Below are 13,105 nucleotides of genomic sequence, written 5' to 3' on the forward strand. Positions count from 1 at the left end.
TTAACGTCACACTGTTGTTGTGCAATTCGAGCGGCTGTCGACGGTCGTCCCCGAAGGGGACGCTCCGACCCGTGCGCGCGTGCTCCGCGTGATCGCCGAGCAGGGGCCCCGCACGGCTGCCGACCTGGCGGCCGCGCTCGACCTCACCCCGGCCGGCGTACGCCGTCACCTCGACCACCTGGTCGAGGCCGGCACCCTCGAGTCGGTCGAGCAGCGCACGCTGCCGGGCACCCGCGGCCGCGGCCGTCCCGCCCGCGCGTTCCGCCTCACGCAGGCAGGCCGCGACCAGCTCGACAACCAGTACGACGACCTCGCCACGCAGGCGCTGCGCTTCCTCCGTGACAGCGGGGGAGACGAGGCGGTCCTCGCCTTCGCCCGCCAGCGCGTGGAGTTCATCGAGCGTGACTACGCCACGGTCGTCGCGGAGCGTCCCGAGCTCTCCCCGGCCGAGGCGCTCGCCGAGGTCCTGACCCGCGGTGGCTACGCCGCGGGCGTGCAGCAGCTCCCCATCGGCGAGCAGCTCTGCCAGCAGCACTGCCCCGTGTCCCACGTGGCCCATGAGTTCCCGCAGCTGTGCGAGGCCGAGACCGAGGCGTTCAGCCGGGTCCTCGGGTCGCACGTGCAGCGGCTTGCGACCATCGCGCACGGCGACGGCGTGTGCACCACCTGCATCCCCCAGATCCCCCGGAAGAAGGACGGAGCGTCGGCATGACGACCACCCCCAACGCCATCGAGGAGCTCAACCCCGAGCTCAAGGGCATCGGCAAGTACGAGTTCGGCTGGGCCGACACCGACGTCGCGGGTGCCAACGCGAAGCGCGGACTCAACGAGGACGTCGTGCGCGACATCTCCTCGAAGAAGTCCGAGCCGCAGTGGATGCTCGACCTCCGCCTGAAGGGCCTGAAGCTCTTCGGTCGCAAGCCCATGCCGACCTGGGGCTCCGACCTCGACGGCATCGACTTCGACAACATCAAGTACTTCGTGCGCTCCTCGGAGAAGCAGGCCGCCACCTGGGACGACCTGCCCGAGGACATCAAGAACACCTACGACAAGCTCGGCATCCCGGAGGCGGAGAAGCAGCGCCTCGTCTCGGGTGTCGCCGCGCAGTACGAGTCGGAGGTCGTCTACCACTCGATCCGCGAGGACCTCGAGGCGCAGGGTGTCCTCTTCCTCGACACCGACACTGCCCTCAAGGAGCAGCCGGAGCTCTTCCAGGAGTACTTCGGCACCGTCATCCCGGTCGGCGACAACAAGTTCGCCGCGCTCAACACCGCGGTGTGGTCGGGTGGCTCCTTCATCTACGTGCCGAAGGGTGTCCACGTCGACATCCCGCTCCAGGCCTACTTCCGGATCAACACCGAGAACATGGGCCAGTTCGAGCGCACGCTGATCATCGTCGACGAGGACGCCTACGTGCACTACGTCGAGGGCTGCACCGCGCCGGTGTACTCCTCCGACTCGCTGCACTCCGCGGTCGTCGAGATCATCGTCAAGAAGGGCGGCCGCTGCCGCTACACGACCATCCAGAACTGGTCGAACAACGTCTACAACCTCGTCACCAAGCGCGCCGTCTGCGAGGCCGGCGCGACCATGGAGTGGGTCGACGGCAACATCGGCTCCAAGGTCACGATGAAGTACCCCGCCGTCTACCTCATGGGCGAGCACGCCAAGGGCGAGACGCTGTCGATCGCGTTCGCGGGCGAGGGCCAGCACCAGGACGCCGGCGCCAAGATGGTCCACGCCGCGCCGAACACCTCCTCGAGCATCCTCAGCAAGTCGGTCGCGCGCGGCGGTGGCCGCACGTCGTACCGCGGTCTGATCCAGATCAACGAGGGCGCCCACGGCTCCAAGAGCAACGTCCTGTGTGACGCGCTCCTGGTCGACCAGATCTCGCGCTCCGACACCTACCCGTACGTCGACATCCGCGAGGACGACGTCTCGATGGGTCACGAGGCGAGCGTCTCGAAGGTCTCCGACGACCAGCTCTTCTACCTGATGCAGCGCGGCATGGAGCAGGACGAGGCGATGGCCATGATCGTCCGCGGCTTCGTCGAGCCGATCGCGAAGGAGCTCCCGATGGAGTACGCCCTCGAGCTCAACCGCCTGATCGAGCTGCAGATGGAGGGCGCGGTCGGCTGATCGCCACCGCTGCCCCTTGGTTCCCCGGTGGTCCGGCCTGTCGAGACCACGTACGACGAAAGCAACTTTCAAGTGACTGTGACTGAGAACCTGAGCTCCGCCCTGGAGCTCGACAAGGTGGAGTCCCACCTGCACCCGGAGGGCTCCTTCGACCTGGCGGACCACGCGGTCCCGACCGGTCGTGAGGAGATCTGGCGGTTCACCCCGCTCAAGCGCCTGCGTGGCCTCCACGCCGACGCGCCGCTGGGTGGCTCGTTCTTCTCCGCCGACCTGACCGTCCCGGAGGGTGTCGAGGCTGCGGTCGTCGACTCCGCCGACGCCGGTCGTGGCGTGAGCGGCCTGGTCCCGTGGGACCGCATCGCCGCCCGCACCTGGGACGCCGCTGCCAGGACCCTGACGGTCCGCATCCCCAAGGAGCTCGTCGCGGACCAGCCGGTCTACGTCGACGTCAAGGGCACGGCGACCTCGGCTGACGACGAGGCGACTGCGTCGCACGTCGTCATCACGGCCGAGCCGTTCTCGCAGGCCACCGTCGTGCTGCGCTTCACCGGCTCGATGACGCTCGCCGACAACGTCGAGATCGTCGTCGGTGACGGCGCGCAGCTCACCGTCGTCTCCATCGACGACTGGGCCGACGACGCCGTCCACGTCGGTCACCGCCACGTGCGGGTCGGCCGCGACGCGTCGTTCAAGCACGTCGACGTCACCTTCGGTGGCTCCGTGGTCCGCCACGACACCACGGCCGAGTACGCCGGTGCCGGCGGCTCGGTCGACATGCTCGGCCTCTACTTCGCCGACGCCGGCCAGCACATCGAGCACCGTCTCTTCGTCGACCACACGGCCCCCAACACGAAGTCGAACGTCGTCTACAAGGGCGCGCTGCAGGGTGAGGGTGCCCGCACCGTGTGGATCGGCAACGTCCTGATCCGCAAGGTCGCCGAGGGCATCGAGACCTACGAGGAGAACCGCAACCTCGTCCTCACCGACGGCTGCCAGGCCGACTCCGTGCCGAACCTCGAGATCGAGACCGGCGAGATCGCCGGCGCCGGTCACGCCTCGGCCACGGGTCGTTTCGACGACAACCAGCTCTTCTACCTGCGCTCGCGCGGCGTCAGCGAGAAGGAGGCCCGCCGCCTCGTCGTGCACGGCTTCTTCAACGACCTGATCCGCCACATCAACGTGCCGGAGCTCGAGGAGAGCCTCTTCGCGACCGTCGAGGCCGAGCTGGCCAAGAACGTCCTGGCCGAGGCCTGAGATGGCCTTCGTCAAGGCGGCCGCCCTGGCCGACATCCCCGAGGACGAGGCGTTCGGCGTCACCGTCGACCGCTACGACCTGGCGCTCGCCAAGCACGGTGACGAGGTGTTCGCGCTGCAGGACATGTGCAGCCACGCCAACATCCCGCTCAGCGAGGGTGAGGTCGCGGTCGACGCGACCGGCACCTGCACCGTCGAGTGCTACCTGCACGGGTCGACGTTCGACCTGCGCACGGGCAAGCCCACCTGTTTCCCGGCCACCGAGCCGGTTGCCACTTTCCCCGTCGAGATCCGCGATGGCGACGTCTACGTCGACATCGAGACCACCCTGAATGGAGTCACCCCCGCATGAGCACCCTCGAGATCAAGGACCTCCACGTCTCTGTCGACACCGAGGACGGTGCGAAGGAGATCCTCAAGGGCGTCACGCTGACCATCAAGGACGGCGAGACCCACGCGATCATGGGCCCCAACGGCTCCGGCAAGTCGACGCTCGCCTACTCGATCGCCGGTCACCCGAAGTACACGATCACCTCCGGCACGGTCACCATCGACGGCGAGGACGTCCTCGAGATGTCCGTCGACGAGCGCGCCAAGGCCGGCCTCTTCCTCGCGATGCAGTACCCCGTCGAGGTCCCCGGCGTCTCCGTCGCCAACTTCCTGCGTACGGCGAAGACCGCGCTCGACGGCGAGGCTCCCAAGCTCCGCACCTGGGTCAAGGACGTCAACGGCGCCCTCGAGCAGATGAACCTCGACCCGGCGTTCTCGCAGCGCTCGGTCAACGAGGGCTTCTCCGGTGGTGAGAAGAAGCGCCACGAGATCGCCCAGATGGACCTCCTCGACCCGAAGGTCGCGCTGCTCGACGAGATCGACTCCGGTCTCGACATCGACGCGCTCAAGGTCGTCTCCGAGGGCATCAACCGCTTCAAGGAGCGCGACGGCAAGGGCGTCCTGCTGATCACGCACTACACCCGCATCCTGCGCTACGTGAAGCCGGACTTCGTCCACGTCTTCGTCAACGGCAAGATCGCCGAGGAGGGCGGCCCGGAGCTGGCCGACCAGCTCGAGGCCGAGGGCTACGACAAGTACGTCAAGGCTGCGGTCTGACATGACCGCCGCCCTGTCCCTCCCGGGCCTGCTGAGTGACCTAGCGGTCATCCGGCAGGACTTCCCCATCCTCGAGCGCACGCTCGCGGGGGATCGTCCGCTGGTCTACCTCGACTCCGCGAACACCTCGCAGAAGCCGCAGGTCGTCATCGACACGATGGTCGACCACCTCGAGCGGCACAACGCCAACATCGCGCGCGCCATGCACCAGCTCGGTGCCGAGGCGACCGAGGCGTTCGAGGCCGGTCGGGACAAGGTGGCGGCGTTCCTCGGCGCGCCCTCGCGCGACGAGGTCATCTTCACCAAGAACGCGTCCGAGGCGCTCAACCTCGTGGCCAACGTGCTCGCGTGGAAGGGCCCCTTCCAGGTCGGCGAGGGCGACGACGTCGTCATCACCGAGATGGAGCACCACTCCAACATCGTGCCGTGGCAGCTGCTCTCGCAGCGCACGGGCGCCTCGCTGAAGTGGTTCGGCCTCACCGACGGTGGTGAGCTCGACCTGTCGAACATCGACGAGCTGATCACCGAGCGCACGAAGGTCGTCGCCTTCACCTGGGTCTCCAACATGCTCGGCACGATCAACCCGGTCGCCGAGCTGACCCGGCGCGCCCACGCCGTCGGCGCGCTCGTCGTCGTCGACGCCTCGCAGGCTGCCCCGCAGCTGCCGATCGACCTCAGCGCGATGGTGCCCGAGGAGCGGCCCGACTTCGTGGTCTTCACCGGCCACAAGGTCGTCGGCCCGACCGGCATCGGCGTCCTCTGGGGTCGTGGCGACCTGCTCGAGCAGCTCCCGCCGTTCCTCGGTGGTGGCGAGATGATCGCGACCGTGACGATGGAGAAGTCCACGTACGCCGGCATCCCGCACCGCTTCGAGGCCGGCACGCCGCCGATCGTCGAGGCCGTGGGCCTCGGTGCCGCGGTGGAGTACCTCGGCCACATCGGTCTCGACCGCATCCACGCCCACGAGCAGGCCATCACGGCGTACGCGCTGGAGGGGCTGCAGACGATCAAGGGCCTGACGGTGATGGGTCCGCTCGACGCCACGCAGCGTGGCGGTGCCATCTCGTTCGAGCTGGAGGGCGTGCACCCGCACGACATCGCGCAGGTCCTCGACTCGCGTGGGGTCGCGGTGCGTGCCGGTCACCACTGCGCCAAGCCGGCGCACCAGCGCTTCGGCGTGCAGGCCTCGACCCGGATGTCGTCGTACCTCTACACGACGCCGGCCGAGATCGACGCGCTGGTCGAGGGCCTGGAATACACCCGCAGCTACTTCAAGTTGGGCTGACCCTATGGACCTCGACGCGCTCTACCAGGACATCATCCTGGACCACTACAAGAACCCCCACGGCAAGGGACTCCGCGAGGAGTTCGAGGCCGAGGTGCACCACGTCAACCCGACCTGTGGCGACGAGATCACCCTGCGTGTGCACATCGAGGACGGCCGCGTTGCGGACGTGTCCTACGACTCGCAGGGCTGCTCGATCTCGCAGGCGTCCGCGTCGGTGCTCTACGAGCTGGTCCACGGCAAGCCCGTGGACGAGGCGATGGCGATCCACGCCAAGTTCCAGGAGCTCATGCAGGGCAAGGGTCAGGTCGAGCCTGACGAGGACGTCCTCGAGGACGGCATCGCCTTCGCCGGCGTGGCGAAGTTCCCGGCCCGCGTGAAGTGCGCGCTGCTGTCGTGGATGGCTTGGAAGGACGCGACCGTGCAATCGATTGGCCAGACCGGGGCTGCCGGCGGCAACCAGGAGGAGAAGGCATGACCGAGGCACTTGTCGAGCAGATCACCGAGGCGATGAAGGACGTCGTCGACCCCGAGCTCGGGATCAACGTCGTCGACCTCGGCCTGGTCTACGGCGTGCACGTCGAGGAGAACGCCGTCGTCCTCGACATGACGCTCACGTCCGCGGCCTGCCCGCTGACCGACGTCATCACCGACCAGACCAACGCGGCCCTCGAGGACCTCGTCACCGACGTGACGATCAACTGGGTCTGGATGCCGCCGTGGGGCCCGGACAAGATCACCCCCGACGGCCGCGAGCAGCTGCGCGCCCTCGGCTTCAACGTCTAGTCACATCTCCGGCGGCGCCTGGAAGTCCCAGGCCCTGAAGAGCACGCCGCTCGTCACTCCCAGGGCGTTGCCCTGCGCGCTGGTGATCCACTCGACCAGGTCGCGCGGGGCCGGGTGCCAGGGGAGTGCCGCGAGGTAGGCACGGTGCGCCTCCAGTGAGGCGACGCCGGCCTCGACCGGGCCGCCGGTGACGTCGACGCCATGCGTCGGGTGATCCTCGCCGGTGACCAGGAGCCAGCGCGGTGAGTGCGGGTCGTACCCCTGGCCGACCAGCTCGGGGAAGACCCAGCGGTTGCCGGCGTCGCGCACCGCGTCGAGCGTGGCCATGCCCGCTGCGCGGTGGTCGGCCTGGTTGAGCATGCCCATGAACTCCACCTGCCACGTGCCGGTGAGCACCGCGTCGGGCTTGAAGTCGCGGATCGCCCGGGCGATGTCACGGCGCAGGTCGAGGTTGTAGACGAGCATCCCGTCGGGGTGCTCCAGGAAGTCCACCTGCTCCACGCCGACGGCCCGGCAGCCGGTGCGCTGCTCCTCCATGCGGGCGGCCGCGCACTCGTCGGGGTGCATCGTGTCGATGCCCGCCTCGCCGCGGGTCAGGAGCAGGTAGCGGACCTCGATCCCGGCGGCGGTCCAGGCAGCGACGGCCGCGGACGCGCCGTACTCCATGTCGTCGGGGTGGGCCACCACGCAGAGGATCCGCTCGATGTCGTCGGTCGGCCAGAGGGGGAGCTTCTCGTCCATCCCTGCAGCGTCCTCCCGCCGCGTGGGGAGGTCAATGGCGCTCGTGGGGCGGGGCGAGGGGAGGAAGGTCCGGGCCCGGCAGCGCCGCCGGACCGTCGTCCCAGCCGTCCGTGGGTATCGGCTGGATCGACCACTCCGGCGTGGGCAGCGCGGGGCCGGGGGCGATCAGGTCAGCGACGTACGGCGCGGGCGCGGGTGCCTCCGCGGTGGGGAGGAGGCTGAATCCGGTCAGAGCGCCGAGCAGCAGGAGTCCGAGGAGCAGGGCCTTCATGGTGCTTCGACGCGGAAGCCGGCCGACCGGTTCCCCGGCAGATCCGCACGTCAGGGACGTCCGCCCGCTAACGTGCGACGCATGTGGCAGCCCGAGGCGCACTGGGAGCGCCTGCCGAGCGGGATGGGAGCGTCGACGCTGGGCGTCTGGCGCGATGGCGACATGGTCGTCAAGCGGCTCGTCGCCCCCGTCGACGAGGACCCCGTCCCGCCGTACGCCGTGGGCTGGTGGCGGCGGCAGGCGGACGTCGCTGCCTCGGGTGTCGTGGAGGCGACGCCGGGGCTCCGCGGGCCGGTGCTCGTGCGGCTCGAGGAGGACGCCGACGGCCTCACGTTCTGGTACGCCGCGGTGGCGCCCGAGCCGCTGCCCGGACCGTTCGTGGCGCAGGCGTTGGGCCGGTTTGCCGGGGCCGATCTCGGCGAGCACGCGTGGCTCTGCCGCGACCAGCTCGGCCAGCGGATCGCCGCCACGGAGCGTCGCGGCGGCTGGACCACGCTGGCCCGCACGACGGTGGCCGACCTCGCGGACCGGCTCTGGCAGCGGAGGGGCCACTTCCTGACCGCGGTCGCGGAGCTGCCGCAGGTGGCGCAGCACGGCGATCCGGTGCCGGCCAACCTGCTGGGGCGCGACGGCGACGCCGTCCTGGCGATCGACTGGTCCAACCTCGGCACGGGCCCGGTCGGTGCCGACCTCGGCTACTGGTCGCTCTCGGCGCGCGAGGAGTTCGACGTGCTGCTGGAGGCCTACGTGGCCGGTCTGCCCGACGGCGTGGCCACGATCGAGCAGGCCCGGCTGGGCGCGCAGGTGACCGCCGTCTACACCGCGCTCTCCCGCGCCGACTGGGCGCTGGCCCGGGCAGCCGAGGGGAGTGGCGCGCTCGCCGCAAAGTACCGCCACCCGAGCGTGGCGCCGTACCTCAAGGCGCTGCAGCGCCAGTTCCCCCAGCTGGAGGCGCTGATCTGACCCAACGCGAAGGGCGCCGCGACCAGGTCGGCCGCGACGCCCTCGGCGTACCGGCGGATCAGCCCCAGATCGCCCGGCAGCTGTCGACGCCGCCTTGGTAGCCGGTCTGGAACCACTTCATGCGCTGCTCCGAGGAACCGTGCGTCCACGAGTCGGGGTTGACCGAGCCCTGCGTCTTCTTCTGGATCGAGTCGTCGCCGACCGCCCGCGCAGCCTCGATGGCGTCCTGGATGTCCTGGTCGGTGATCGACTCGAAGATCTTCTGGCCCTTGCCGTCGTCCGTGCCGATGGCGCCCTTGGCCCAGACGCCGGCGTAGCAGTCGGCCTCGAGCTCGAGCTTCACCGAGTCGCTGTCGGCGCCCTGCTGGGTGCGGACGTTCTTCATCTCTCCGGTGATGTCCTGGATGTGGTGGCCGAACTCGTGGGCCAGGACGTACGGCTCGACGAACGGCGCGTCGTTGCCGCCGATCTGCTCGAGCATCGAGGAGTAGAAGCTCGGGTCCTCGTAGATGTGGCCGTCGGCCGAGCAGTAGAACGGCCCCATCTGGGCGCTCGCGGCGCCACAGCCGGTCTGGATCTGGCCGCTGAAGGTGCGCAGGTCGGCCGGCTGGAACTGGCTGCCGAGCTGGCCCTTCCAGAAGACCTCGAGCGACAGCATGATCGCCTTGCGCTCGCAGACGCGGGACTTGTTGGCGTCGGCGCCGGTCTTGCAGTTGGCGTAGTCGCCGTTGTCGGTCGCGCTGTTGCTGCCCGAGCCGCCCTGGCCGAGGCTGGGACCCGGAAGCCCGCCGCCCGTGCACATCTGCAGGATCACGTAGAGCACGATGATGACGATCGTGCCCTTGATGCCGAAGCCGCCCGGGATCGGCAGGCCGCCGAGGCCGCCTCCGCCGCCGAGGCCACCGAGACCTCCGCCACCGCCGCCTCGCGAGCCGGACGCGTCGCCTCCGCTGATGTCAGCCTTGGGGTTGAACCGCATGAGGTGGGTCCCTTCCGATGGGGGAGTACCGAGCTTCCGCCCGTACACTAACCAGTCGAAATGATCACTGCCCAGAACCTCGAGGTCCGCGCCGGTTCGCGACTCCTCATGGAGGACGTCACGTTCCGTGTCGCAGCCGGCGACAAGGTCGGTCTGGTCGGGCGCAACGGCGCCGGCAAGACCACCCTCACCAAGATCCTCGCCGGCGACAGCCTGCCCGCCGGTGGCTCTGTCACCGTGTCGGGAGAGCTGGGCTACCTGCCGCAGGACCCGCGTTCGGGCGACCCCGAGCAGATCGCCCGCGACCGGATCCTCTCCGCGCGCGGCCTCGACGACGTCGTACGCCGGCTCCGGCAGGCCGAGGTCGACATGGCGTCGGAGGACCCCGAGGTCTACGAGAAGGCGATGAAGCGCTACTCGCGGGCTGATGACGAGATGCACGCGGGCGGCGGCTACGCGGCGGAGTCCGAGGCGGCGACGATCGCGGCCTCGCTCGGCATCGAGGAGCGTATCCTCAACCAGCCGCTGAAGACGCTCTCCGGTGGTCAGCGCCGCCGCATCGAGCTGGCCCGGATCCTCTTCTCGGGCGCCGAGACGATGATCCTCGACGAGCCGACCAACCACCTCGACGCCGACTCGATCGTCTGGCTCCGCGGATTCCTGCAGCGCTACAACGGTGGCGTGATCCTGATCAGCCACGACACGGGGCTGCTCGACGCGACCATCAACAAGGTCTTCCACCTCGACGCCAACCGCGCCGTCATCGACATCTACAACATGGGCTGGAAGCCGTACCTCCAGCAGCGCGAGACCGACGAGGCCCGCCGCAAGCGTGAGCGCCTCAACGCGGAGAACAAGGCGAAGACCCTCACCGACCAGGCCAACCGCATGCGCGCCCGCGCGTCGGGCGCCTCGGCTGCCCAGTCGATGCTCAAGCGCGCCGAGCGGCTCAAGGCCGGCATCGAGGGCGAGCGCCAGTCCGACAAGGTCGCCGCGATCAAGTTCCCCGCCCCGCAGCCGTGCGGCAAGACGCCGCTCATGGCCGAGGACCTGTCGAAGTCCTACGGCGCGCTGGAGATCTTCACCGCCGTCGACCTGGCGATCGACAAGGGCTCGCGCGTCGTCATCCTCGGCCTCAACGGCGCGGGCAAGACGACGATGCTCCGCATGCTCGCCGGCGTGACCGAGCCCGACACCGGTCGCCTGATCCCGGGCCACGGCCTCAAGATCGGCTACTTCGCGCAGGAGCACGAGACGCTCGACCACAACCGCACCGTCCTCGAGAACATGCAGTACGCCGCCCCGCAGCTCACCGACTCCGAGGCGCGGTCGGTGCTGGGCTCGTTCCTCTTCTCGGGCGACGACGCGCACAAGCCGGCCGGCGTACTGAGTGGTGGCGAGAAGACCCGCCTCGCGCTGGCCTCCCTCGTCGTCTCGAGCGCCAACGTGCTGCTGCTCGACGAGCCGACCAACAACCTCGACCCGGCGTCCCGGGAAGAAGTGCTGGCCGCGATCCGTTCGTACGAAGGCGCCATCGTCCTCGTCACGCACGACGAGGGTGCCGTCCACGCCCTCGAGCCCGACCGGGTGCTGCTGCTCCCCGACGGCGACGAGGACCTGTGGAGTGACGAGTACGCCGACCTCGTGTCGCTGGCGTGACGCATTGACCGACGGATTGATGGCGAAGGAGGTGGCGACGTGAGCGGGATGCAGGGCATGGGCCCGATGATGCGGAACCTCCGCACGGACCGGACGATCCTCGAGAAGAAGCTGGCGCGCGACACGCTGCGCCGGATCCTCGCGTTCGCCAGCCCGCACCGTCGCCTGATCGCGTCGTTCCTGGTGCTGACCGTCGTCGACGCCGGCCTGGTCGTGGTCTCGCCGCTGCTGGTGCAGCGGATGGTCGACGACGGTGTGCTCAAGGGCGACGGCGGGCTGATCACGACCATCGCCTTCGCAATGGCCGGTGTCGCGCTCCTCGACGCGCTGCTCTCGGTCGCGTCCGGGCTGCTCTCGTCGCGCATCGGCGAGGGCCTGATCTTCGACCTGCGCACGCGGGTCTTCGCACACGTGCAGCGCCAGTCGCTCGCCTTCTTCACCCGGACGCAGACCGGCGCTCTGGTCTCGCGGCTCAACAACGACGTGATGGGCGCCCAGCGTGCCTTCACCTCGACGCTGTCGTCGACGGTCTCCAACATCATCAGCGTGCTCGTGGTCGGCGTGGCGATGATCGCGCTGTCGTGGGAGGTGACGCTGCTCTGCCTGTGCCTCTTCCCGATCCTCTTCCTCAGCTCGCGCGTCGTGGGCGGCAAGCTCGCCGGCCTCGCGCGGCAGCAGATGGACGGCAACGCCGACATGGGCAATGCCATGACCGAGCGGTTCAACGTCGGCGGCGCGATGCTGCTCAAGCTCTTCGGCCGCCGCGACGAGGAGGACGCCACCTTCGCTGCGAAGGCCGGCGTCGTCCGCGACCTCGGCATCCGGATCGCCCTCGTCACGCGGATCTTCGCCGCGACCCTCATGCTCATCCCGGCGCTCGCCACCGCCGTCGCGTACGGCGTCGGCGGGCACCTGGTCATCTCGCACCAGCTCTCGGTCGGCACGCTGCTCGCGCTTGCGACGCTGCTCCTGCGCCTGCTCGGGCCGCTCCAGGGCCTCTCCAACGTGCGCGTCGACGTGATGACCGCACTGGTCTCCTTCGAGCGCGTCTTCGAGGTGCTCGACCTGAAGCCGTCGATCGCCGATGCTCCCGACGCGGTCGAGCTGCCCCGCAGCGCCGCCTCGATCGAGTTCGACGGCGTCTCGTTCACCTACCCGCGCGCCGAGGACGTCTCCCTGGCCTCCCTCGAGGCGGTCGCGCGCAAGGAGTCGCGCGACGTGCGCGAGGTGCTCCACGACGTCTCGTTCACGGTCCGGCCCGGGCAGATGGTCGCGCTGGTCGGCCCCTCAGGTGCCGGCAAGACCACGCTCACGCACCTCGTCGCCCGGCTGTACGACGCGACGAGCGGCGTCGTCCGCGTGGGAGGGCACGACGTACGCGAGGTGACGCTGGAGTCGCTCGAGGCGCAGGTCGGCTACGTGACGCAGGACGCGCACATGTTCCACGACACGATGCGCGCCAACCTCCTCTACGCCCGGCCGCACGCGACCGAGGCGGAGGTGTGGGCGGCGCTCGAGGCGGCGCAGATCGCGCCGATGGTGCGGGCGCTGCCCGACGGCCTCGAGACGGTCGTCGGCGACCGGGGCTACCGGCTCTCCGGTGGTGAGCGCCAGCGCCTCGCGATCGCGCGGCTGCTGCTGAAGGCGCCGGCGATCGTCGTGCTCGACGAGGCAACGGCGCACCTCGACTCCGAGTCCGAGGTGGCCGTGCAGCGGGCGCTCGACGCGGCCCTCGAGGGGCGCACGTCCCTCGTCATCGCGCACCGGCTCTCCACGATCCGTCACGCCGACCAGATCCTCGTGGTCGACGGCGGCACCGTCGTCCAGTCGGGCACGCACGAGTCGCTGCTCGCCGGTGGCGGCCTGTACGCCGAGCTGCACGCCACGCAGTTCGCGCGCGCCGGCTCGAACTGACCGTCCC

The 13,105-nt window shown here is 69.6% G+C and carries 14 protein-coding genes; 11 read left to right on the forward strand and 3 right to left on the reverse strand.

What is annotated here, in order from left to right; translation table 11 throughout:
* The first annotated feature begins 19 nt into the window (after positions 1-19).
* The 8 genes from IEX47_RS12690 (at position 20) to IEX47_RS12725 (ending at position 6,571) form a co-directional block, all read left to right on the forward strand.
* On the forward strand, positions 20-712 hold the full coding sequence (locus tag IEX47_RS12690) for a helix-turn-helix transcriptional regulator (protein WP_188784370.1): 693 nt from the start codon (positions 20-22) through the stop codon (positions 710-712).
* Complete coding sequence (sufB, locus tag IEX47_RS12695; RefSeq protein WP_188784371.1) at positions 709-2,139, forward strand: Fe-S cluster assembly protein SufB; 1,431 nt, start codon at positions 709-711, stop codon at positions 2,137-2,139. Before IEX47_RS12690 ends, sufB begins: the two co-directional genes overlap by 4 nt.
* Positions 2,140-2,217: 78 nt before the next feature.
* Positions 2,218-3,393, forward strand: a complete 1,176-nt coding sequence (gene sufD, locus IEX47_RS12700) for a Fe-S cluster assembly protein SufD (protein ID WP_444544084.1) — start codon at positions 2,218-2,220, stop codon at positions 3,391-3,393.
* 1 nt (position 3,394) lies between these two features.
* Positions 3,395-3,745 (forward strand): non-heme iron oxygenase ferredoxin subunit, encoded by a 351-nt coding sequence (locus IEX47_RS12705; RefSeq protein WP_188784373.1) that lies wholly within the window; start codon positions 3,395-3,397, stop codon positions 3,743-3,745.
* A complete protein-coding gene (gene sufC / locus IEX47_RS12710) occupies positions 3,742-4,500 on the forward strand; it encodes a Fe-S cluster assembly ATPase SufC (protein WP_188784374.1) in 759 nt (252 codons plus the stop codon). The genes IEX47_RS12705 and sufC overlap by 4 nt, the downstream gene beginning before the upstream one ends.
* Before the next feature lies 1 nt (position 4,501).
* The gene (locus tag IEX47_RS12715) at positions 4,502-5,785 is read left to right on the forward strand and encodes a cysteine desulfurase (RefSeq protein WP_188784375.1); all 1,284 of its coding nucleotides are present in this window, start codon (positions 4,502-4,504) and stop codon (positions 5,783-5,785) included.
* A gap of 4 nt (positions 5,786-5,789) precedes the next feature.
* Complete coding sequence (sufU, locus tag IEX47_RS12720; protein ID WP_188784376.1) at positions 5,790-6,263, forward strand: Fe-S cluster assembly sulfur transfer protein SufU; 474 nt, start codon at positions 5,790-5,792, stop codon at positions 6,261-6,263.
* The gene (locus IEX47_RS12725; protein ID WP_188784377.1) at positions 6,260-6,571 is read left to right on the forward strand and encodes a metal-sulfur cluster assembly factor; all 312 of its coding nucleotides are present in this window, start codon (positions 6,260-6,262) and stop codon (positions 6,569-6,571) included. Before sufU ends, IEX47_RS12725 begins: the two co-directional genes overlap by 4 nt.
* Here the strand turns inward: IEX47_RS12725 and IEX47_RS12730 are convergent, their stop codons facing one another.
* Entirely contained in the window at positions 6,572-7,312 is a 741-nt protein-coding gene (locus IEX47_RS12730) for a PIG-L deacetylase family protein (RefSeq protein WP_188784378.1), read from the reverse strand.
* 31 nt (positions 7,313-7,343) lie between these two features.
* The gene (locus IEX47_RS12735) at positions 7,344-7,583 is read right to left on the reverse strand and encodes a hypothetical protein (protein ID WP_188784379.1); all 240 of its coding nucleotides are present in this window, start codon (positions 7,581-7,583) and stop codon (positions 7,344-7,346) included.
* Between the two features lie 81 nt (positions 7,584-7,664).
* Between IEX47_RS12735 and IEX47_RS12740 the strand changes: the two genes are divergently transcribed.
* Complete coding sequence (locus tag IEX47_RS12740) at positions 7,665-8,546, forward strand: phosphotransferase (RefSeq protein ID WP_188784380.1); 882 nt, start codon at positions 7,665-7,667, stop codon at positions 8,544-8,546.
* A 58-nt stretch (positions 8,547-8,604) separates the two neighbouring features.
* Here IEX47_RS12740 and ypfJ read toward each other — a convergent pair whose 3' ends face one another.
* Positions 8,605-9,525, reverse strand: coding sequence for a KPN_02809 family neutral zinc metallopeptidase (gene ypfJ, locus IEX47_RS12745; protein ID WP_188784381.1), 921 nt, complete (start codon positions 9,523-9,525; stop codon positions 8,605-8,607).
* 60 nt (positions 9,526-9,585) lie between these two features.
* Here ypfJ and IEX47_RS12750 point away from each other — a divergent pair, with 60 nt between their 5' ends.
* Together IEX47_RS12750 and IEX47_RS12755 are read left to right on the forward strand one after the other, a co-directional pair.
* Complete coding sequence (locus IEX47_RS12750) at positions 9,586-11,184, forward strand: ABC-F family ATP-binding cassette domain-containing protein (protein ID WP_188784382.1); 1,599 nt, start codon at positions 9,586-9,588, stop codon at positions 11,182-11,184.
* Positions 11,185-11,232: 48 nt separating this feature from the next.
* The gene (locus tag IEX47_RS12755) at positions 11,233-13,098 is read left to right on the forward strand and encodes an ABC transporter ATP-binding protein (RefSeq protein ID WP_229662860.1); all 1,866 of its coding nucleotides are present in this window, start codon (positions 11,233-11,235) and stop codon (positions 13,096-13,098) included.
* The last annotated feature ends 7 nt before the right edge of the window (positions 13,099-13,105 follow it).

The sequence above is a fragment of the Nocardioides phosphati genome, assembly GCF_014646375.1.
Classification (GTDB): domain Bacteria; phylum Actinomycetota; class Actinomycetes; order Propionibacteriales; family Nocardioidaceae; genus Nocardioides; species Nocardioides phosphati.